Raw genomic sequence first — 21,165 nt, forward strand, 5'->3', positions numbered from 1 at the left:
ATAAATGACCGAGCTTTAATCGCTTTCATGAAAAAGCATATTGAAATGGGTGCAGTACCGAGCATTTTTTCATACAATAGGCCCACCTCGATATAGGTGTTGATCATGAGTAATACACAACCTGATTTTTTAGCCGACGAATTTTTGTTAGATCACTATGTAGGTAAGACGCCTCTAGTTCGTTTGCAGCGATTAGCTTCTCATACGCAAGCGATAGTTTTAGCAAAATTGGAAGGTAATAATCCGGCAGGTTCTGTAAAAGACCGTCCTGCATATAACATGATTATGCAGGCAGAAAAACGTGGTCAAATTAAACCGGGTGATACATTAATTGAAGCAACTAGCGGTAATACAGGTATTGCGTTGGCTATGGTTGCGGCAATGCGCGGCTATAAAATGAAACTTATTATGCCGAACAATATGAGCCAAGAGCGTAAAGATGCGATGCTGGCTTATGGCGCAGAGCTGATTGAAGTAACACCGCAGCAAGGTATGGAAGGTGCACGTGATTTAGCCTTGCAAATGGAAAAAGAAGGCAAAGGTCACGTTTTAAATCAGTTTGGTAATCCTGATAATGTTGAAGCTCATTATCTAACGACTGGTCCTGAAATCTGGAAGCAAACAGGTGGGAAAATTACCCATTTTGTAAGCTCAATGGGCACAACCGGTACTATTATGGGTGTTTCTAAATATTTAAAAGAACAAAACCCAGATATTCAAATTGTTGGTTTACAACCTGCTGATGGCTCAAGTATCGCTGGTATTCGCCGTTGGCCAAAAGAATATTTACCTACTATTTTCGATAGTAGCCGTGTGGATCGTATTATTGATATTCCACAAATTGAAGCTGAAAAAACTATGCGTAAATTAGCACGTATGGAAGGTGTTAGTGCTGGTACATCTTCAGGCGGTGCAGTTTGGGCATCAATCAAAATTGCAGAAGAAAATCCAGATGCTGTTATTGTTTGCATTATCTGTGACCGTGGCGATCGCTACTTGTCTACAGGTCTGTTTTCAGTACAGGACGATAACTCATAATTGAGAGAAATAATGCGTTTCCCTACCTTAGTTTTTGATATTGAAACTTTAACTGATTTAAAAGCGGGTGCGCATTTATATCATCTTGATTTACCTGAGGCCGATGTAGAGCAAGCATTGACGAAAATCCGTCGCCAAGAATCTGGTATGGATTTTCAGCGTTTGCCTTTACATGAAATTGTGTGTATTTCTGGCTTATGGATCGATGAGTCTGGTTTTCGATTATTTTCTTTTAGTCGAGAACAATATTCTGAAGCAGAAATTTTGCAGAAATTTCTATCTATTTTTGATAAGCGCCATCCGACTCTAGTAAGTTGGAATGGTTCACAATTTGATTTACCAGTTATCCTATTTCGCGCTATGTATCATGGGCTCTCTGCACCTGGTCTGTTTGATCAAGGTGAGATTGATAGCCAAAAGCGTTTTAATAATTACCAAAACCGTTATCACCATCGCCATATAGATTTAATGGACGTGATGGCAATGTTTAATGGTCGTAATTTTCAAAAGCTTGATGATATTGCCTGTATTTTAGGTTTGCCGGGTAAGCGTGGCGAATCGGGTTATCATGTGCCTGAATATGTTCGTAATCAACAGTGGTTAAAATTGACGAGCTATTGTGAAGGCGATGTGCTCAATACATGGTTTATTTATTTGCGTTGGTTGGTACTAAAAGGTCAATTGAATGCAGATGAACATAACCACTGGATCAGTTCAAGTATTGAATATTTACAAACTATGCCACAGCAGGCCGACTTCCTTGAAGTATGGGAACGTACTTCGAAACATACTGAATTTACTTCTCACTATTTTAATTCTTCAGATTTTTAGGTTCATTCTTTGAAACAACAAGCCAAATCTCGCAACCTCCAACAACCTGAATATATTTTTCAGGTTGAAACACTTTCTCATGAGGGGCGTGGAATTGCGCATTATGGTTCTCATCCTGAGCACCCTGCAGATAAGCATGGCAAAAAAGTTTTTATTCGTTATGCATTGCCAGGAGAAACTGTAAAAGCTCGGATTACCCATCAAGCGAAGCGTCTTGAAGAAGCTGAAATGTTGCAGTTGTTAGGAGAACCTTCAGCACATCGTATAGAGGCAATTTGTCCTCATTATGGTATCTGTGGTGGATGTAGCATGCAGCATATTCATCCTGATGAACAAATCCGTTTAAAACAAAATGTACTCCAGTCACATTTACAGCATTTTGCAGGTATTCAACCTGAACAGTGGCTAGAACCGATTCGATCTTTACAAAGCGATTATCGTCGTCGTGCTCGAATAGGCGTGCGCTATTTGCCAAAACCAGATCGCTTAATCATGGGCTTTCGCGAACATCATAGTAATCGTTTAACTTCGATCCATAGCTGTAGTGTTTTGGATAAAAACTTATCAAATAGTCTGCCTGAGTTACGCACTTTACTCCAAAGTCTAAAAGGCAAAGCGCACATTGGTCATGTAGAATTAGCAAAAGGTGATAATGAAATTTCTTTATTGGTTCGTCATGTAGAAAAATTAAACAATTCTGATGTCAACCAATTAAAGCAATTTGCGTTACACAAAGGGTGGCAGTTGTATTTGCAACCTAAAGGTCCTGAAAGCATTCATCGTATTGATGATGAACAAGGTGCTTTACGTTTACACTATGCCTTAGAAAGGTTTAATGTAAATTTTGCTTTTTCGCCATTGGATTTTACTCAGGTCAATGCCACAGTAAATGAACAGATGGTTCAATTGGCATGTGAATTGCTTCAGTTGCAACCAGGTGAAAAGGTACTTGATCTATTTTGCGGTTTGGGCAATTTCTCACTCCCGTTAGCACGATGTGTTGGTGAGAGTGGTCAGGTTGTCGGTGTTGAAGGGAGTGAAGAAATGGTGCAGCGAGCAACAGCTAATGCGAAATGCAATAGTTTGGTGCAAGCAACCTTCTTTTCACAAGATTTAACAAAAGATTTTTCGCATCATTCTTGGGCAAATCAAGGATTTGATGCATTATTGATTGATCCTCCTCGTGCTGGTGCATATGAAATTATGCAGTATGTATCAAATTTTGGAGCAAAAAGAATCGTTTATGTATCATGTAATCCAGCTACACTGGCAAGGGATGCGGGTGTTTTGGTCCAATATGGTTACCAGTTAAAAAAAGCAGCAGTGATGGACATGTTTACGCATACCGAACATGTTGAATCCATTGCACTATTTGAAAAAATTCAAGAGATAAACGATTAAAAACATGAGTTACATATTGAGGAGAATGGTATGGTCACAGTACGTGAACAGTTACCTGAACAACTAACCGAGTTGTCAGAGGAAACGACTGTAGAGCATGCCGCCGAAACGCAAATCGGTTTAGCCTCATGGTTGGATCGGGTGCGTGAAATATTAGATGGGGCGGAGCTTGAACAACTTGAAAAAGTCGCTCATTTAACCCTGCAAAAAGAGTTAGATTCAACGGTTAATCATCGTTCCAATACTTTTGCTACAGGCGTTGGAATGGCCGACATTCTGGCACATCTCCATGTAGATGAAGATACTTTATCAGCAGCAATGCTTTATCGTAGTGTGCGTGAAGGCATTACCGATATAGAAGAAGTAAAACAGAAATTCGGGGAGCAGGTTTACAACCTTGTCAAAGGTACTTTGGCAATGGGTAAACTCTCAGAACTTATTGAGAAAAATAAACGGTTAGAAGATCACTTTAATAATAATCAACGAGAACATCTAAGCGGCATTTATAAAATGCTGATTTCGGTGACCGAAGATGTTCGTGTTGTTTTAATTAAACTTGCTGAACGTACTTATTCTTTGCGAGAGCTTGCAAATTCCTCTCGTGAACGTCAGGAACGTGTAGCGCGTGAAATTTTAACTATTTATTCGCCGTTGGCACATCGACTCGGTATTGCTCAGCTTAAATGGGAACTTGAAGATCTTGCATTTCGCTATTTGGCACCAGATCGTTATAAAGAGATTGCTTCATTACTCAATGAAAAGCGTTTAGAGCGTGAGCATTATATTCAGTTCGTCATTGACCGTTTGAAAAATGAGTTAGCGTCTTACGGCATTGAAGCCGAAATTACAGGGCGTGCAAAACACATTTATTCGATTTATCGAAAAATGAAGAGCAAAAACCTGAGCTTCGACCAACTTTATGACATTCGTGCTTTGCGTGTGTTGGTCAATAGTGTGCCAGAGTGTTACCACTCTTTAGGTATCGTACATCAAATCTGGCGCCATATTCCGCATCAGTTTGATGACTATATTACCAATCCGAAAGCCAATGGTTATCGTTCTTTGCATACGGCTGTAATTGCTGAAAATAAATCTCTTGAAGTGCAAATTCGTACTCATGAGATGCATGATGAAGCAGAGTTAGGCGTATGTTCACACTTTAACTATAAAGAAGGGTCAAAGAATACTGACCATTCCTTTAACCATCGTTTGCATTCATTGCGTGCAGTTTTAGAACACTATCAAGAACGTAATGAAACGACGGTACACCAAAATGAAGATGAAACAGAAGGCTTTGAACAGTTACAAGACTTTGAAGGCTTTGAGAAGATTTATGTTTTCAGTCGTGATGGTGATATTAAAGAATTGCCGCGTGGCTCAACAGTTTTAGATTTTGCCTATCATGTGCATACAGAAGTAGGGAATAAGTGTTATGCAGCGCGGGTCAACCAGCGTTATGTGCCACTTACCTATACTTTAAAAACGGGTGAACAGGTTGAAATTTTAACTAAAAAAGATCGTGAACCAAACCGTGACTGGTTGGTGAACTCTTTGGGTTATATCAAAACCTCTCGTGCACGTGACAAGTTGCGTCATTGGTTTAGACAGCAAGACCGTAGTAAGAATCTTGAAGTAGGCCGTGAACTGCTTAATAAAGAGTTGGCTCGTCTTGCGATTCACCCAAAAAGTATCGACCTAAACGATTATTCATCACATTTTAATGTGAAGACCGGCGACGACATTTTGGTGAATTTGGTCAGTGGCGATATTAGCTTACATGCTCTGATTAATCAGGTGAACCGCCAAATGCATCTAGATCAGGATGAGCCTGAACTAGTACTTAAACCAACATTAAATCCACGTGCCAGCCATACGCTATCAGCACATGGCATTTTAATTGATGGTTTAGATAATGTAGAGCTGCACATTGCTCAGTGCTGTCAGCCGGTGCATGGTGAATCAATCGCTGGATATATTACTTTGAACCGTGGTGTCAGCATCCATAAAGTCATTTGTTCTGACTATCAGCGTATGATTAAGCAAGAGCCAGAGCGTGCTGTTGAAGCTGATTGGGAAATGCAGCCAACACGTGGTCAAAGCGTTCAGATTGTGGTGGAAGCTTATGATCGTCGTGGTCTGCTTAAAGACTTAACTCAAGTGATTTTCTCTGACCAAATCAATATTCGTCAGGTCAATACAATTTCTGAGGCAGATGGTATTGCTAATATGAAGTTGCTCATTGAGGTTAAAGGTTTAGCGCAGCTTTCACGTTTATTGGCTCGCCTAGAGCAGCAACCTGGAATCATTAGTGCACGACGCATGATTCAAGGTGTTTAATAAATTAAATAAAAAGGCTGTCAAATGACAGCCTTTTTATTTACCAGCGAATTGGTTTTTCGCTAGAACCTGAAGGAAGATCCGCATCTGATAATGGTGAAGAATTTACCTCATTATCAAAACTATCTTCGTTTTGAGAGTAATGATTTGATTTCAAAGATAAACCACGCAATACATCATTAACGACTTGATCTGCGAAAATTTCGGTACTAGAAGGTGGGGTATCTTGTGTGACTAAATTACCAACATTTGCTTGTGGTGGTTGCTTAATAGAACCAGCTGCTGCAATTTTGCCTGTATTTACTTCAATTACACGCCAGTTTAATTTAATCGTATCACGTTCGGCTGGAACTGCGCCGTAAAAAGATTGACCTTGAACCGTGCGGGCTTCATTAATTCTACCAACAAGAATATAGTCTGCACCCACTTTTTGGGCAATTCTTGCCATTTCGGATGGCGCACCATCCCAAGCGAGGAATGCATTTTCGCTTGCCATCTCTTCAATATAATCTCGACTTACTAAACTTAGTTGTCGTGAATTTGCCATTTGCGTACCAATTAGATCCGCTACTTCCTGCACAAACTCATATGGGTCTTCACCCGATGCTAAGTTAAATTTTGACTCAACTACTTGAAAAGGAAAAACTGCGATTCTTCGTAAATGTTGATCAGCTACATTTGATTGATATTTACTAATATAAGCTCGAACGCGGGCTTTATAATTTTTACCTGAACCAGAAACACTAAGCACTTGAAAACGGTTAATTGCACCTGAAGACTCTGTTTGTACACTGAACACAGGTGAGCTTTTGCCTTGATATGACCAGTGGTGATCTGTCATAACCATATTAACTTCTTCAGCCATCCCCATTTGTGAACTTACTTTTGTTCCATTCACAGATTGAGCTGCTGTCAATAAAGCTTCTGCAATAGCTTGTTGCTGGGTTGGTCCACTACCTGAAGCTTCTTTCATCACTTCTTGTAACGCGGCAAAACTTGAGGTGGCAGTAAGACTTAATAGTACTGCGCAAAATATTTTTCTCATAAAGGCTCTTTTTATTTATAGAGCATAGCAATTAATAATTGCCATGCTATAAAGGATTATTTAGAAAAGCTTATAAGCCGAATGTAGATTTTTTTGCAGATTTGCGAATTTCTTTTTCACTGGTCCATTCAACGATTCCAGTTTTTAAATTCAGTAGTTTTAAAGTGAATTTATAGTAAACATCACTCTTGCCGCCCGAGTTTTTAACGATGCTAGATAAATTACCATTCAGCATATACTCAGCACCAATCTGTGAGCCAGATTTAACGGCAGTTCGTTTATCTACCATTCCGCTACGTTGTTGATACGCCATCTGGTCTGCTACTGCTCCCACAGAAGTCATGTCTACAAAGCGGAATTTTCCTGAATTGATTAGACGGTTTTGAATCGTATCGGTAATAGACTCTGTATCGATATGTTCTTGAGATTTGTTTTTAATTTTATCAACAAATAAAACAGGACGACGATTTTTTGTCATATCAATAATTGGTGGGAAGGCCAGCATGTCATCCACCATTTTTGTCGCAATTTGCTGTAAATCTGTAGAACCAAAATCTTTTGTTAAAGTTTCAACAGATTGCGCATCACTATAGCTAACTGTTTGTGAAGCACAACCAGAAAAAAGTGCAGCGCTACTCATTGCTGTAATCATGAATAGTGATTTAATTTTCATTAAAATGTCCTGTATCTATCTTTAAATAATGTTGTGAATTTAGGTTTAAAAACTTAATCTTTTTTCATGTAAATCAATACATCGACTGCACTAGGGTTAGGTGCAACTGACTGAACAGTTTTAACTTCACGACCTTGTAAGCTAATAGGTTTCCAAATTGCACCTTCTGGATTAATTTCAGTTCCTTCCGCATCAAACCATACAACTTTGTATTGGAAGTCTTGGGCATAGAACCAACCATTTTTCAATGCAAGTGAAGCGCGTTTGATGTCACCTAAAGTCGTCATGTTGATTCGACTAACACCAATACGGGTAGCTAAAATAGGGTTGCTGGTCTGTGTGCGAACAGTACTCTGACCTGTGGTAATGTCAGTTTTTGTTTGCATAGCATTTGGAGCTGTACAACCTGTAAAAAACGCAGATGTAATTGAGAGTAGGCTCAAATAAATTACGGCCTTTTTCATTTTGAATATCCTTTAATCATTAATGAGTAATAGCAAAACTATCGGTTAAAATTTCTTGATTTGCTTCTATGCCATGAATAAACACAGTTTGATTTGGCTTCACATCAATATCGAGTTCTTGAGTCATATAGCCATTTTTTAGTTGGATAGTATGAGTGCCTGTTGGCAAAGTGAGACGGGCAACTTGAGCATTACTTGGTAGAGTATTCCAAGCACGAACATCGGCTTTTTCAGAAGCTGTGTTGTAAATATTTCCAGCAATTTGACCAATAGCCCCTAGGTGATTCCCAAGTTCTTTTTGGACCATATATTTTGCTGTTGTGCGCGCAATTTGCGATGTCATATTGGCAGCTACATTTTCTTTTAGGGTTTTTACAGCTAATGCACCTATATCAGTTAAAGTAGAGGTGTCAGTCATAGGTCTACCATTTACAAATACCTGAAGACTAGTAGGGCTTTTATAAGTAGAAGGGTTGTAGCTAGCAAATGAAACATTGATCAAGCCGTTTGGAGTAGGCAATGCAAATGTATTGGGTATTTTTTGAGGTACTAGGCCTTGCTCTAAGAAAATTATAACTGGATATTGTTGAGATTTTTTACCTGAAGACATGTCTAAGCGTTTAACATCATTTTTAATGAAGTCATTAGGCTGTAATTCATATGCTTTTTTGAAGTCAACGAGGGCATCGTTTTCTTCTCCTAATGCTTCCCAAAGAGTGGCTGCCATGTAAAATGCATAAGCATTTTGATATGTATTTTTAACTTTCCCAGCAATTGTATCTAGGCCAGCAAAAGCTTCGTCAAAGTTCTGATTATGATCGGAACCAGCTTTTTCTTTAGCTTTTTCAGCTTCCTTCGTGTGGGCGAGTTCAATTTCACGCTGAATACGTTGGGCGATACGCATTTCTACACCAGCGCTTTCTGGATTATTGAGAGCCATAAAATTTATGGCTTGATAAACATGTGCTAAAACTTGTTCATATTCTGGGATTTTGTAAGGAATAACACTGTCATTACTCACAAGTGAGAGAGCTTTAAATCCGAGCTCTGAGGCACTGATTTTTGCTTTATTATTTCTTTGTTCTAACAGTACAAATGCAGCTTCAAAGGATTTCTTACTTTCTTCATATTGATGATTAGCTTGTTGTAAACGACCTTTTTCAAGTAGGTAGAGTGCAGCATCGCTCCCTTTAACTTTTTTCTCTAAAAATTTATGAGTTTCTTCTGGAATGGGTTGCGTGAGGTTTGCACGGAAGCTCTGAGCGGTTTGATTGTAGTCATCAAAAAAGCCAGCTTGAGCAGTAGGTAAAACACTGCTAAATAGAATAGCCAGAAGAGTTTTTTTGTGTCGTTGTGATTGCTTAATTATTGAAAAATCTGTCACAAAAAATACTCACAAGTTTACAAAAATAAACGAACTATAATTTTGTAAAGTGAGTATTTCAATAATTTTATTAACTATTAGTTTTATTTGTTCTATTGGAGAGTAAACGCAAAGCCTTATCTAATATAGCGTTAAAGGTTTTTGAAGCTTTATATTTTAAGTGTTTGTTTGTTTGATAAATAATCTAATTAAGTTTTTATAATAATTTTAATCTTAGCTTTTAAGTTTTATTTATCGCTTTAATCAGAATTAATTGGATTCTTAAATTTAAATAATTGTTATGTTTATTTTTTTAATATTCATCTTTTTTATTTGAAGATTTTTTAATTAATAAGTGATGATATGTATTTTATTGGAGTCTTTTGATTTAGAGTAACTTAAAAAAGTGTTTCTCGATTGTTGTATTATAAATATATATAAAATTGTTTTGGTAAAAAGGCTGTCAAATGACAGCCTTTTTACTGCAAATTATTTTCTAGATAAATAAATATTGGTTAGTCGATTTAGAAATTGTGGGCTCAACGTTGAGAGCTGATAAAGCAGTTTGGTTTTTATACCCACTGGAGTGTGGGTAGGTGTCCAAAAATGAGCCTTTTTCTCTACAAGCGTAAGCACCTGCTGAGCAATATCATTTGGGGTTAAATCTATCCCCATATTCTGAATGGTGCCTGCATCCATATTGTTAACCATTGCAGTTTGTACAAATAGCGGCATCACATCTAAAACACGAATACCATATTTTTTCCATTCCACATCTAAACCTTCAGTAATTCCACGAACTGCAAATTTACTAGCAGAATAAGAGATCAAATCAGCTTGACCATAAATTGCAGAAGCTGAAGAGAGGTTGATAACGCGTGCAAAAGACGCTTGCTTTAAATAGGGTAGAGCAGCGTGACAGCCATTGATTACGCCGTTTACATTAATATTTATTGTTCTTTGGTGAGCTTTAATATGAGTCGTTTCAAAAGCGCCAGAATATAAAATACCTGCATTATTTACCAAGATATTAAGTTCACCAGCCCATTCGGTAAATTCTTTTAATATGTGTTGCCACTGGCTGTAATCACTTACATCTAGATAGCCTGCATGGGCATTTGGTCCTAAGTCATTTGCTAGTTCTTGAGCAAGCGATTCATTAATATCATATATGCCTACTTTATATCCTTGTTTGTAGAATACTCGTGCAATTTCAGCCCCAATACCTTGAGCGGCACCACTAATCAGAATACTGTATCTCATCTTTTTTCTCTTTGTCAGTACAATAGTGCGACTGATTTAATCGCTTTGATTTTGATCATAACAAATTAAAATCTTAGTTTGACTGACCAACTTTTTAAACTTGAGGGTTACCATGGATAAATTGCTTAAAATCATGCAAGAGTTACGTGAAAAATGTCCGTGGGATCAACAACAAACCCCAATGTCACTGACTAAATATGCGATTGAAGAAGCATATGAAGTCGAGGCGGCCATTCGTCAAGGCGATATTAATGAAATCAGAAATGAACTAGGCGATTTGTTATTACAGGTTGTGTTTCAATCACAAATGTTTAGTGAGCAAGGCGCTTTTAATTTTCAAGATGTTGTTGAGGCAATAAGTGAAAAGTTAATACGCCGTCATCCACATGTTTTTCAGGCAGATCAATTTAATAATTTAACGCCAGAACAAGTAAGTGAGCTTTGGAAACAAATTAAACAACAAGAAAAACAAGGCAAGCCGCAATCAAGATTAGATGAAATAAAGCATGGGCCAGCATTGTTACAGGCACAAGAAATTCAAACAAATGTAGCTAAGGTTGGGTTTGATTTCGAAACGGTAGAAGATGCGTATGAAAAACTAGAAGAAGAGTTGGATGAGTTTAAGCAGGCCCTAAAAAATCAAAATATTGATGAAATTCAAGACGAATTTGGAGATTGCCTGTTTTCATTAGTCAATGTTGGACGTAAACTTGCGATTTCAAGTGAAACATCACTTTTATCGACAATACATAAATTTAGAAGCCGTTTTGCTTTTATTGAAGATCAAGCCCAAAAACAGCAAAGAACATTAGAAGACATGACCCTGTCTGAAATGGATGAATTGTGGAATCAGGCAAAGCGGCAGTTAAAGTTAGGGGAAAAAACACATGCAATTCAGCATGAATCTTTGGAAAAATAAGCACAATATTTTCATTATTTTATTTTGGAGCGTGATTTCATCAACTTTTGTTCAGGCTCAATCTTTTGATCAAAATTTTAAGGAGTGGAAGGCTAAACAGCAGATGTATGATCAGAAGTTGAGCATGCAACACGCCTCTCATTCTAATAGTCCAAAAAGCTCAGTTATGACTGATTCATCAGGACAAATTCATTTGAATCAAGCCAATATTGATGAGCTCCAAAAGCTAAAAGGTATTGGTGAGAAAAAGGCTCAGGCAATTGTGGAATACCGTCAAAAGAATGGCGGCTTTAAAAATATTGATGAATTTAAAAACGTAAAGGGTATTGGTCCAGCCATTTTTGAAAAGAATAAAACGCGTTTGACTTTATAAATCATCTGTCTGTCAATTATCATTTCATGCGCAAACTACAGAGAATCAAATTGCCCTTTGTGTGCGTTAGAGCTATGATTAGCGACAACTTGTTATTTACGTCCTGACGTAGGAGACAGCGTCTTTTGCAAACCTTGCGAGCGTCAAAATGTGGTTTGTCCACAGCCCAACTTCCTTCTTCGATTTTAGATGTGATCGATAGCCTGACTAAAGCTGGCTATGAAGCTTATATTGTTGGGGGTGGTGTCCGTGATTTAATGCTAGGGCTTAATCCTAAAGATTTCGATGCAGTTACTAATGCAACACCTTCCCAGATTAAAGAAGTTTTTGGTCGACGTTGTCGAATCATTGGCCGCCGATTTGAATTAGCACATGTCTATTCAGGGCGTGAGCTTATTGAAGTTGCAACTTTCCGTGCTCCTCCTAAAAAAGCAGTCACCAGTGCTTCAGGCATGATTTTACGTGACAATAACTGGGGAACCATCGAACAAGACTTTGCTCGCCGTGACTTTTCAATCAATACGCTATATTACCAACCGCGTAAGAGTATTGTGCTTGATTTCTGCAAAGCAATTGACGATGTAAAAAATAAAACTCTACGTTTATTGGGCGATCCGGCACAGCGCTTCGAAGAAGATCCTGTGCGTATGCTGCGGACTTTACGTTTTGCAGCCAAGTTAAATTTCAAAATTGATTCAGATATTCTCGATATATTTGATGCAGAGATGACGCAACTATTGCGTGATGTTTCTCCGCATCGTTTATATGATGAATCTCAGAAGCTCTTTACAATGGGACATTTGGCGCGTGTTTTGCCAATGTTGATTGAGTTTGGTGTTTGGAAACAACTCTTTGCCGATATTCAGCCTAACCTCACTCCATTTATTCTAAGAGCAGCAAAGAATACAGATCAGCGTATTCAAGTGGGTAAAACAATTAACCCTGCATTTTTCTATGCAGTCTTATTGTGGCAACCATTTTTAGAGCGTTGTGAATTTTATTTATCTAAAGGTGTGGTACCAGCTGAAGCGCGTGCACAAGCTGGTTTAGATGTCTTAAAACGTCAGGCAACCCGCACTGTGATTCCTCGTTTTGCAGAAACTTTTATTCGTGAAGTTTGGGAAATGCAGACCCGTTTGCTTAATCCGAAACCACAGCAAATTGAAGCATTGGCTGGACATGCGCGTTTCCGTGCTGGTTTTGACTTCTTGTTACTTCGTGAAAAGTCAGGTGATGACACAACACAGGGGATGGGAAGCTGGTGGGAAGCCTACCAAGAAATGTCGAATGACGAAAAAGAAGCTGCAATTAGCCAGTACAATCGTCAGAAGGCTAGAAACCGTCGTAAAGCTGTTGCTGAACCTGTTGAAAACAATAAAGTTGAGACGGAAATCGAACCTTTGGTTGATATTCCTGAACCACGCAGCCGTCGTGGAAAAAAAGAACGTGCTCGACAAGAACAATCGATGGGTCGTTTCGTTGAAAAAGCCTCTGCTTCAGAAGCTGGAGTGATGAGCGACCATCCGATTTTGAAGCGTAAGCGTGTACAACGCGATTTAAGCCAAGTTATTTTTGGGCCAACGCAATGACAACTAAGACCTATATTGGTTTAGGAAGTAATTTGGGTGCTTCGCGCCAAATCTTATCTGAAGCCATTGCTAAGCTTAAAACTTTAGGTGGAGTGAAAGTTTCTAAACTTTATCAAAGTCCACCTATGGGGCCTCAAGATCAACCAAATTATTTAAATGCAGTTGCAGAGCTCAATACCGATCTCACGCCTTTAGATTTGTTAGACCAGTTACAACGATTTGAGCAAGAAGCTGGTCGTGTACGCCTTCGTCGTTGGGGAGAGCGTACCTTAGATTTGGATTTGCTTATATATGGTGATGAAAAAATTCAAAATGAGCGCTTAACTGTGCCACACATTGGAATTCTAGAGCGAGATTTCGTTGTAATTCCTTTATTAGATTTAGACGCTGATTTACATATTAATGATCAGCCACTTAAAAATTTAGAACTCATACAGCAGCCTACGCTGACTGTACTTGCTGATGAGTCTTGGGCTTAAAACCTGACTTATTACGTTCTGCAAACTCCTGTAGAGGATACCATCATGATTAGTCTAAGTGACTTAAGAAAATTTAAAGCCGAAGGACGTAAGTTCTCTTGTCTAACTTGTTACGATGCGAGTATGGCAAAAGCAATGGAACTTGCTGAAATTGATACAATCTTAATTGGTGATTCTCTTGGAATGGCAATTCAAGGTCGTGACTCAACTTTACCTGTAACTGTTGAGGACATGGCTTATCATACGGCGGCGGTGCGTCGTGGTAACCAGCATGCTTTGATTATGACTGACTTACCATTTATGAGTTATGCCACCTTAAATGATGCTTTGCAAAACGCAAGAACAGTTATGCAAGCTGGTGCCCAGATGATCAAAATCGAAGGTGGCGCTTGGCTAAGTGAAACTGTACAAGTGTTAACACGTAATGGTGTACCTGTATGTGTACATTTAGGTTTAACTCCTCAATCTGTACACGTATTTGGTGGTTACAAATTACAAGCTAAAACACGTGAAGCAGCTGATCAACTTATTGCTGACTGTACGGCAGTGGTTGAAGCAGGTGCGGCAGTTCTATTGCTTGAATGTGTTCCTGCTCAGTTGGGACAAGAAATTGCTGAACTATTTCCAAATACACCTGTGATTGGTATTGGCGCGGGTAATGCGACTGATGGTCAGGTACTTGTAGTACAGGACATGCTTGGTTTAACTTTTGGTCGAGTTGCGCGTTTTGTCCGTAACTTTATGAAAGAACAATCTGGTGAAACAGCAATCCTAGACGCTTTTAAAGCTTTTCATGCTGCTGTGCAGGACCAGTCATTTCCAGCCAAAGAACATACTTTCCACGTTGAGCTGTAATTCATGAAAACAGAAACCACCATACAAGGTCTTGCAGCTTCTTTAAATCCTGCTAGAGCTGCGCGTAAAATTATTGGTTTTGTCCCAACAATGGGAAATCTACATGAAGGACATCTCACACTTGTTCGTGAAGCGAAAAAGTTATGTGATGTTGTGGTTGTTAGTATCTTCGTAAATCCAACCCAATTTGGACCGGGTGAAGATTTTGACAACTATCCTCGTACTTTAGAACAAGATAGTCGTCTATTAGCCGATGTAGGCTGTGACATTATTTTTGCACCATCAGTTGAGCAAATGTACGGTACTCAGCCACGTTTAACCAACATAAGTGTTAGCCAAATTACTGATGCTTTATGTGGTAGTTCACGTCCTGGGCATTTTGATGGCGTAGCTTTGGTGGTCACCAAACTCTTTAATATTGTGCAACCTAACTATGCTTTCTTTGGTCAAAAAGATTACCAACAGTTAGCAGTGATTCGCCAGTTTGTACAAGATTTAAATATCCCGCTAGAAGTAATTGGTGTGCCAATTGTTCGTGCAGCAGATGGCTTAGCTCTTAGTTCAAGAAATGGTTATTTAAGTCCAGAGCAACGTCAGGTCGCTCCGGTTATTTATCAAAGTTTAAAGCAAGCTGAGCAGCAGTTACATCAAGGCAAAGATCTACAACAAGTTTTAGAAGATATCAAAACTCAGTTGACAGATAATGGGTTTGTTGTGGATTATGTCGAAGCTCGTCAGTCAAATCTGTTACCTGCTACTCAGTTTGATCGTGATATTGTGTTGTTTGTCGCGGCAAAACTAGGTGCAACTCGTTTGATTGATAATTTAGAAGTTGCCTTTACACCCCAATAAATAGATCAAAGGACAGCCATGCCATGAAGCGTATACTTATCGTGACAGGACAGTCTGGTTCAGGAAAATCTTCGGCTCTCCAAGTGTTAGAAGATTTGGGCTATTACTGTATTGATAATTTACCTTTGGCATTGCTGCCCGAAATTGTTGCAAAGCTAGATCATGAAAATAACCTAGAGCAATTGGCATTAGGTGTGGATGTTCGAAGCACTCGTGCAGATATGCAAGAGTTCGATCATGTTTTTGAGCAACTACAAAAACATGGCACAGTTGATGTGATTTATCTGACTACGCAAGATCAGGATTTGATCGCACGTTTTAGTGCATCACGTCGTCCGCATCCATTAGCCAATCGTTTTAAAAGTCTGTTGCAATGTATTCATGAAGAAAAGCAGTTACTGCTGCCAATTCAGTTCCGCGCTACGGTTCATATTGATACAACAGATAAAAGTGTGCATGATTTAAAGCATATTTTACTGTCTAAATTGGGGCAGTCAGATAAGCTCATCGTGATATTGCAGTCATTTGGATATAAACATGGCATTCCTTTAGATGCTGATTATGTTTTTGATGTACGGCATTTACCAAATCCGCATTGGGATTTAGAATTGAGACGTTTTTCTGGTTTGGATGAGCCAGTAAGACTATTTTTAGAAGCAAGTCCGCAAGCAAACGAAATGTTTGATGATATTCTTCACTTCTTAAAAAAATGGCTTCCAGCATTTGCTGAAGGACATCGTCACTATATGACGATTTCTATTGGTTGTACTGGTGGTCAACATCGTTCCGTTTATATCGTAGATAGACTAAAACAAGCACTTGAGGCAGAATGGTCTGTTCAGGTCTTACACAGAGAAATGAAGCACTGGTCATGATAGACACAACTGTTGATGTAATTAATAAACTCGGTTTACATGCTCGTGCATCAGGAAAACTGATAGAGGTCACTACAAAATTTCGTTCGTCGATCCAAATTGGAAAAGGCGATCATTTAGTAGATGCAAAAAATATTATGTCTTTGCTGATGTTAGGTGCAGGTAAAGGGACCACTTTGCGATTGGTCATTGATGGTACCGACGAAGAGCAGGCATTAAATGAAGTACAGGCGTTATTCGCCGCAAAATTTTATGAGGCAGATTAATCGTGGCACGTCGTCCCCAACGTTATACTGAAGAAGATTTTGGCTCTTTAGAAGGACGTGCAAGTAAGACAGAGCAGAAAAAAGCAGTTCAACGTATGGCTGCTTTAGGTGAGCAATTAGCACAACTTTCTGTTAAACAGATTCAAAAACTTCCAGTTGATGAACGTTTAATTGATGCGTTAATGGAAGTACAGAACATTAGTTCTTTTGAAGCTCGTCGTCGCCAGTTTCAACGTATTGGTAAATTATTGCGTAATGAAGATGAGACCGTTATTTTGTCTTATCTAACTCCGCAGCAAGGCGCAAAAAAGCAGGCTCAATTGATGCGTTGGGTTGATCGTATGATCGAACAAGGCGACCCTGCAATTAATGAATTTAGCAAAATTTATAATGCCTCAGAGCGTCACACATTGCGTCAGCATGTGTTGAGAATCAAGCGTGATAAGACTCAAGAAGTGAGTGAAGCAGAACTTGAGGCATCAAAAGGTAAATTTGTTAACTATGTGCAGCAAATTGCCTTATTGTCTGATCAAGGCTAATTGCTCTTCAATAGTAAAAAGCGACGCTCAAGGCGTCGCTTTTTTTATTTATATATTTTCAGCTCGTTCTTTTGCCCATTCACGTAAAATGAATTTCTGTAATTTGCCTGTCGAGGTTTTTGGAATTTCTGTAATAACCACATCTTTAGGCACTTTAAAGCGCGCTAACTCTTTTTGGCAATGTTCAATAATTTCTTCAGGTGTTGCTGTAGTACCCATCTTTAATTCAATAAACGCGCATGGTACTTCTTGCCAACGTGCATCGGGTTTAGCGACTACCGCAGCGGTTAATACAGCAGGATGTTTATACAAAACATCTTCTACTTCTAAAGATGAAATGTTTTCTCCACCTGAAATAATGATGTCCTTCGAACGATCAGTAATTTTTGCATAACCATCTGGGTGGCAAACGGCTAGGTCGCCCGTGTGAAACCATCCGCCAGCAAAGGCTTCTTGAGTTGCTTTAGGGTTCTTTAAATAGCCTTTCATGACAATATTGCCACGGAACATGATTTCTCCCATGGTTTGACCATCATTCGGGACAGGTTCCATAGTCTCGGGATCTAACACACGCATGCTGTCTTGTAATGGGTAGGGTACGCCTTGACGGGAATGAAGTTGGGCTTGTTCAGCAATTGATAGCTCATTCCATCCAGATTGAGAAGCACATAGGGCAGAAGGCCCATAAGTTTCTGTTAAGCCATATACATGGTTTACGTTAATCCCCATGTTTCGCATCCCTTCAATAATGGCAACAGGGGGAGCTGCCCCAGCCACCATGACCTCAACATGGTGATCAAAGCTGGTTTGTTTTTCTTTAGGTAAGTTAAGAATCATTGAAAGAACAATAGGTGCACCACAGAAATAATCAACTTTGTGTTCTGCAATCAATTGCATGACTAATTCTGGATCGACTTTGCGTAAACAAATATTGGTTCCGCCACTTGCTGCTATGCTCCACGCAAAACACCAGCCATTACAATGAAAGAGGGGTAGTGTCCATAAATACACAGCACGCGGTTTCATTCCACAAGCCAAGATATTGCTTGCAGCGTTAAGATAAGCCCCGCGATGATGATAGACCACACCTTTAGGATTACCTGTAGTTCCTGAGGTGTAATTTAAGCTAATCGCATCCCATTCATCTTCTGGTAAATGCCAAGAGAAGTTAATATCGCCTTGAGCGATCCATTCTTCATATTCAAAGGAACCTAAAAACTGATTTTCGCCTTCATATTCGGTATCAGCTACATCAATCACAATAATGTGTTGGTTCGGAATAAGTGAGAGGGCCTCTCTTGCCAAATTCACAAATTCAGGGTCAACCAACAGTACTTTACTTTCAGCATGTTCTAACATGAAAGCGATTGTTTTTGCATCTAAACGTGTATTAAGGGTATTAAGTACCGCACCCGCCATAGGAACTGCAAAATGCGCTTCAATCATGGCTGGAATATTTGGCAATAAAACGGATACCGTATCATTTTTCTCAATTCCCAGTTGCTTGAGTTGAGATGCAAATTGGCAACAACGTTGGTAAGTTTCTTTCCATGAAATTTGGCGCTTACCATGAATAATTGAAGCTTGATCTGGGTAAATATAAGCCGCACGCTCTAGGTAGCGTAGAGGTGATAACGCAACAAAGTTTGCGGGTGTGCGTGGTAACTCATCATAAGCACTAACCATGTGAAACAACTCCGTGTTCTATTTTTAATTCATTCTTTGAACATATGATTTAATATTAATCAAAGCATTTATGCTTTAGTCTTAAAGAGCGATACCCTCCAGTCAAAAAATGAGCAGAAATGCTATTTTCTTCATCTTAAACCACTTGTGTTAAACATGTTTAAAAATGATCTCAATATATTTTTTAAGTCATTTATTGCTGTTTACGTGATAAGCAAAATGTATTTATGATTTTATGAACTCAAAGGTTTTCACATTGCTTGAACAAGTGTAAAATCTTTCAGGTTTTTAAACTTTGATTTACACCGTTTTTATATTTTGAGGTTCGCCTCGATCATAATCTCGCGGTGAAATGCTCCTTCGTATAGGGCATCACTCCTTAAGGATTTTTTTATGCCAATTATCACATTGCCAAATGGCGATCAAAAGAGTTTTGATCACGCTGTATCTGTTATGGAAGTTGCCCAAAGTATTGGGTCTGGTCTAGCAAAAAATACTGTTGCTGGCCGTGTAAATGATCGCTTAGTTGATGCATGTGACTTAATTACCGAAGATTCGACCTTACAAATTATCACTCCAAAAGATGAGGAAGGTCTTGAAATTATTCGCCACTCTTGTGCACACCTTGTAGGGCATGCTGTTAAACAGCTTTTCCCGGAAGCCAAGATGGTGATTGGTCCCGTCATTGAAGAAGGTTTTTACTACGACATCTGGATGCCACGTCCTTTTACTTTGGATGATATGGCAGCTATCGAAGAGCGTATGAAAAAGCTCATTGATCAAGATTACGATGTCGTTAAAAAAATGACACCACGTGATGAAGTTATTGCTGAATTTACTGCGCGTGGCGAAGAATATAAATTACGCTTGATTGCAGACATGCCTGAAGAAACACAAATGGGCTTGTACTACCATCAAGATTATTTGGATATGTGTCGTGGTCCACACGTGCCGAATACCAAATTCTTAAAATCATTCAAGCTCACTAAAATCTCTGGTGCATACTGGCGTGGTGATGCGAAGAACGAACAGCTTCAACGTATTTATGGTACAGCTTGGGCAGACAAAAAACAGCTCGCTGCATATATCAAACGTATCGAAGAAGCTGAAAAGCGTGACCATCGTAAAATTGGTAAAGCTTTAGACTTGTTCCATATGCAAGAAGAAGCACCGGGAATGGTGTTCTGGCATCCAAATGGCTGGACGATTTACCAAGTACTTGAACAATACATGCGTAAGGTTCAACAAGACAACGGTTACCTTGAGATTAAAACACCACAAATTGTAGACTTTACATTGTGGGAAAAATCGGGTCATGCGGCGAACTATGCTGACAACATGTTTACGACTCATTCTGAGAATCGTAACTATGCAGTTAAGCCAATGAACTGCCCATGTCACGTGCAAGTGTTCAACCAAGGTTTGAAGTCTTACCGTGATCTACCGATTCGTTTAGCAGAGTTTGGTTCTTGTCATCGTAACGAACCATCAGGTTCTTTACACGGCATTATGCGTGTACGTGGCTTTACACAAGATGACGCGCACATCTTCTGTACTAAAGAACAGATCGGTCAAGAAGTTGCTGACTTTATTAAGCTGACTTTAGAAGTTTATAAAGATTTTGGCTTTGAAGAAGTGCAAATGAAACTTTCTACACGTCCAGAAAAACGTGTCGGTGATGATGCACTTTGGGATATGGCTGAAAAATCTTTAGCAGATGCTTTAGATGCAGCAGGTCTAGACTGGGAATTACAACCTGGTGAAGGTGCGTTCTACGGTCCGAAAATTGAATTCTCATTGAAAGACTGTCTCGGACGTGTATGGCAGTGTGGTACTATTCAGTGTGACTTTAACTTACCAGAACGTTTAGATGCGTCTTACGTGACTGAAGACAATGATCGTGATCAGCCTGTGATGTTGCATCGTGCAATTCTTGGCAGTTTTGAGCGTTTTATTGGTATACTAATTGAACACTACGCTGGTTTCATGCCACCTTGGTTGTCGCCGTTACAAGCATGTGTCATGAATATTACTGACTCTCAAGCTGAAGCTTGTGAGAAAGTCGTAGCAAAACTCAAAGAAAATGGCCTTCGTGCTATTTCTGACTTGAGAAATGAAAAAATCGGATTTAAGATTCGTGAGCGCACTCTAGAGCGTATTCCTTACCTATTAGTTCTTGGTGATCGAGAAGTTGAAGAAGGTACAGTGAATGTGCGTACCCGCTCAGGAAAAAATTTAGGTACTATGTCAGTAGATGCATTCATTGACTTAGTGAAGTCTGCCGTCGCCGAACGTGGCCGGTATATTGTGGAGTAAG

The 21,165-nt window shown here is 39.2% G+C and carries 20 protein-coding genes; 14 read left to right on the forward strand and 6 right to left on the reverse strand.

The features are described from left to right. Nucleotides 1–105 precede the first annotated feature (105 nt). From cysM to relA, 4 genes are read left to right on the forward strand one after another with little or no spacing between them, the layout of a single operon-like run. On the forward strand, nt 106–1,038 hold the full coding sequence (gene cysM, locus MKX14_RS11725; RefSeq protein ID WP_002117176.1) for a cysteine synthase CysM: 933 nt from the start codon (nt 106–108) through the stop codon (nt 1,036–1,038). Between the two features lie 12 nt (nt 1,039–1,050). Beyond that, on the forward strand, nt 1,051–1,869 hold the full coding sequence (locus MKX14_RS11730) for a 3'-5' exonuclease (protein ID WP_005066255.1): 819 nt from the start codon (nt 1,051–1,053) through the stop codon (nt 1,867–1,869). Between the two features lie 9 nt (nt 1,870–1,878). Next, on the forward strand, nt 1,879–3,270 hold the full coding sequence (rlmD, locus tag MKX14_RS11735) for a 23S rRNA (uracil(1939)-C(5))-methyltransferase RlmD (protein WP_068565064.1): 1,392 nt from the start codon (nt 1,879–1,881) through the stop codon (nt 3,268–3,270). Nucleotides 3,271–3,300: 30 nt separating this feature from the next. Beyond that, nucleotides 3,301–5,607 (forward strand): RelA/SpoT family protein, encoded by a 2,307-nt coding sequence (gene relA, locus MKX14_RS11740; protein WP_002117181.1) that lies wholly within the window; start codon nt 3,301–3,303, stop codon nt 5,605–5,607. A 40-nt stretch (nt 5,608–5,647) separates the two neighbouring features. Here relA and MKX14_RS11745 read toward each other — a convergent pair whose 3' ends face one another. The 5 genes from MKX14_RS11745 to MKX14_RS11765 form a co-directional block, all read right to left on the reverse strand. After that, nucleotides 5,648–6,652, reverse strand: a complete 1,005-nt coding sequence (locus tag MKX14_RS11745) for a CsgG/HfaB family protein (protein ID WP_240282496.1) — start codon at nt 6,650–6,652, stop codon at nt 5,648–5,650. Nucleotides 6,653–6,722: 70 nt separating this feature from the next. After that, the gene (gene lpoB, locus MKX14_RS11750) at nt 6,723–7,325 is read right to left on the reverse strand and encodes a penicillin-binding protein activator LpoB (RefSeq protein WP_240282497.1); all 603 of its coding nucleotides are present in this window, start codon (nt 7,323–7,325) and stop codon (nt 6,723–6,725) included. 53 nt (nt 7,326–7,378) lie between these two features. Then, nucleotides 7,379–7,789 carry a DUF1425 domain-containing protein gene (locus tag MKX14_RS11755; protein ID WP_108009576.1) on the reverse strand — a complete coding sequence of 137 codons (411 nt, stop codon included), beginning with the start codon at nt 7,787–7,789 and terminating at the stop codon, nt 7,379–7,381. A gap of 19 nt (nt 7,790–7,808) precedes the next feature. After that, nucleotides 7,809–9,173 carry a COG3014 family protein gene (locus MKX14_RS11760; protein ID WP_430622879.1) on the reverse strand — a complete coding sequence of 455 codons (1,365 nt, stop codon included), beginning with the start codon at nt 9,171–9,173 and terminating at the stop codon, nt 7,809–7,811. A 468-nt stretch (nt 9,174–9,641) separates the two neighbouring features. Continuing rightward, entirely contained in the window at nt 9,642–10,415 is a 774-nt protein-coding gene (locus MKX14_RS11765; protein WP_240282498.1) for an SDR family oxidoreductase, read from the reverse strand. A 112-nt stretch (nt 10,416–10,527) separates the two neighbouring features. Here MKX14_RS11765 and mazG point away from each other — a divergent pair, with 112 nt between their 5' ends. The 9 genes from mazG (at nt 10,528) to yjgA (ending at nt 17,162) form a co-directional block, all read left to right on the forward strand. Then, nucleotides 10,528–11,334: a nucleoside triphosphate pyrophosphohydrolase gene (gene mazG, locus MKX14_RS11770; protein WP_046812595.1), complete on the forward strand. Its 807-nt coding sequence runs from the start codon at nt 10,528–10,530 to the stop codon at nt 11,332–11,334. Continuing rightward, nucleotides 11,303–11,707: a ComEA family DNA-binding protein gene (locus MKX14_RS11775; RefSeq protein WP_032007083.1), complete on the forward strand. Its 405-nt coding sequence runs from the start codon at nt 11,303–11,305 to the stop codon at nt 11,705–11,707. The genes mazG and MKX14_RS11775 overlap by 32 nt, the downstream gene beginning before the upstream one ends. Before the next feature lie 125 nt (nt 11,708–11,832). Then, nucleotides 11,833–13,296: a polynucleotide adenylyltransferase PcnB gene (gene pcnB, locus MKX14_RS11780; protein ID WP_002117192.1), complete on the forward strand. Its 1,464-nt coding sequence runs from the start codon at nt 11,833–11,835 to the stop codon at nt 13,294–13,296. Further along, complete coding sequence (gene folK, locus MKX14_RS11785; RefSeq protein WP_046812593.1) at nt 13,293–13,775, forward strand: 2-amino-4-hydroxy-6-hydroxymethyldihydropteridine diphosphokinase; 483 nt, start codon at nt 13,293–13,295, stop codon at nt 13,773–13,775. Before pcnB ends, folK begins: the two co-directional genes overlap by 4 nt. 45 nt (nt 13,776–13,820) lie before the next feature. Continuing rightward, nucleotides 13,821–14,630, forward strand: coding sequence for a 3-methyl-2-oxobutanoate hydroxymethyltransferase (gene panB, locus MKX14_RS11790; protein ID WP_002117298.1), 810 nt, complete (start codon nt 13,821–13,823; stop codon nt 14,628–14,630). A 3-nt stretch (nt 14,631–14,633) separates the two neighbouring features. Next, nucleotides 14,634–15,482: a pantoate--beta-alanine ligase gene (gene panC, locus MKX14_RS11795; protein ID WP_032057513.1), complete on the forward strand. Its 849-nt coding sequence runs from the start codon at nt 14,634–14,636 to the stop codon at nt 15,480–15,482. Between the two features lie 23 nt (nt 15,483–15,505). After that, nucleotides 15,506–16,357 (forward strand): RNase adapter RapZ, encoded by an 852-nt coding sequence (rapZ, locus tag MKX14_RS11800; protein WP_002117179.1) that lies wholly within the window; start codon nt 15,506–15,508, stop codon nt 16,355–16,357. Next, nucleotides 16,354–16,623 carry an HPr family phosphocarrier protein gene (locus MKX14_RS11805; RefSeq protein WP_000567533.1) on the forward strand — a complete coding sequence of 90 codons (270 nt, stop codon included), beginning with the start codon at nt 16,354–16,356 and terminating at the stop codon, nt 16,621–16,623. The genes rapZ and MKX14_RS11805 overlap by 4 nt, the downstream gene beginning before the upstream one ends. Before the next feature lie 2 nt (nt 16,624–16,625). Then, entirely contained in the window at nt 16,626–17,162 is a 537-nt protein-coding gene (gene yjgA / locus MKX14_RS11810) for a ribosome biogenesis factor YjgA (RefSeq protein ID WP_014208401.1), read from the forward strand. 48 nt (nt 17,163–17,210) lie between these two features. Here the strand turns inward: yjgA and alkK are convergent, their stop codons facing one another. After that, the gene (gene alkK, locus MKX14_RS11815; protein WP_240282499.1) at nt 17,211–18,848 is read right to left on the reverse strand and encodes an acyl-CoA synthetase; all 1,638 of its coding nucleotides are present in this window, start codon (nt 18,846–18,848) and stop codon (nt 17,211–17,213) included. Between the two features lie 393 nt (nt 18,849–19,241). Between alkK and thrS the strand changes: the two genes are divergently transcribed. After that, entirely contained in the window at nt 19,242–21,164 is a 1,923-nt protein-coding gene (thrS, locus tag MKX14_RS11820) for a threonine--tRNA ligase (RefSeq protein WP_240282500.1), read from the forward strand. The last annotated feature ends 1 nt before the right edge of the window (nt 21,165 follow it).

Source organism: Acinetobacter pittii, from assembly GCF_022449185.1.
GTDB lineage: Bacteria > Pseudomonadota > Gammaproteobacteria > Pseudomonadales > Moraxellaceae > Acinetobacter > Acinetobacter pittii_I.

What these genes read in the sequence shown, in the direction of transcription:
- cysM (WP_002117176.1), top strand. Translation starts at nt 106, where the DNA reads ATGAGTAATACACAACCTGATTTTTTAGCCGACGAATTTTTGTTAGAT.
- MKX14_RS11730 (WP_005066255.1), top strand. Translation starts at nt 1,051, where the DNA reads ATGCGTTTCCCTACCTTAGTTTTTGATATTGAAACTTTAACTGATTTA.
- relA (WP_002117181.1), top strand. Translation starts at nt 3,301, where the DNA reads ATGGTCACAGTACGTGAACAGTTACCTGAACAACTAACCGAGTTGTCA.
- MKX14_RS11745 (WP_240282496.1), bottom strand. Translation starts at nt 6,652, where the DNA reads ATGAGAAAAATATTTTGCGCAGTACTATTAAGTCTTACTGCCACCTCA.
- lpoB (WP_240282497.1), bottom strand. Translation starts at nt 7,325, where the DNA reads ATGAAAATTAAATCACTATTCATGATTACAGCAATGAGTAGCGCTGCA.
- MKX14_RS11755 (WP_108009576.1), bottom strand. Translation starts at nt 7,789, where the DNA reads ATGAAAAAGGCCGTAATTTATTTGAGCCTACTCTCAATTACATCTGCG.
- MKX14_RS11765 (WP_240282498.1), bottom strand. Translation starts at nt 10,415, where the DNA reads ATGAGATACAGTATTCTGATTAGTGGTGCCGCTCAAGGTATTGGGGCT.
- mazG (WP_046812595.1), top strand. Translation starts at nt 10,528, where the DNA reads ATGGATAAATTGCTTAAAATCATGCAAGAGTTACGTGAAAAATGTCCG.
- MKX14_RS11775 (WP_032007083.1), top strand. Translation starts at nt 11,303, where the DNA reads ATGCAATTCAGCATGAATCTTTGGAAAAATAAGCACAATATTTTCATT.
- folK (WP_046812593.1), top strand. Translation starts at nt 13,293, where the DNA reads ATGACAACTAAGACCTATATTGGTTTAGGAAGTAATTTGGGTGCTTCG.
- panB (WP_002117298.1), top strand. Translation starts at nt 13,821, where the DNA reads ATGATTAGTCTAAGTGACTTAAGAAAATTTAAAGCCGAAGGACGTAAG.
- panC (WP_032057513.1), top strand. Translation starts at nt 14,634, where the DNA reads ATGAAAACAGAAACCACCATACAAGGTCTTGCAGCTTCTTTAAATCCT.
- rapZ (WP_002117179.1), top strand. Translation starts at nt 15,506, where the DNA reads ATGAAGCGTATACTTATCGTGACAGGACAGTCTGGTTCAGGAAAATCT.
- MKX14_RS11805 (WP_000567533.1), top strand. Translation starts at nt 16,354, where the DNA reads ATGATAGACACAACTGTTGATGTAATTAATAAACTCGGTTTACATGCT.
- alkK (WP_240282499.1), bottom strand. Translation starts at nt 18,848, where the DNA reads ATGGTTAGTGCTTATGATGAGTTACCACGCACACCCGCAAACTTTGTT.
- thrS (WP_240282500.1), top strand. Translation starts at nt 19,242, where the DNA reads ATGCCAATTATCACATTGCCAAATGGCGATCAAAAGAGTTTTGATCAC.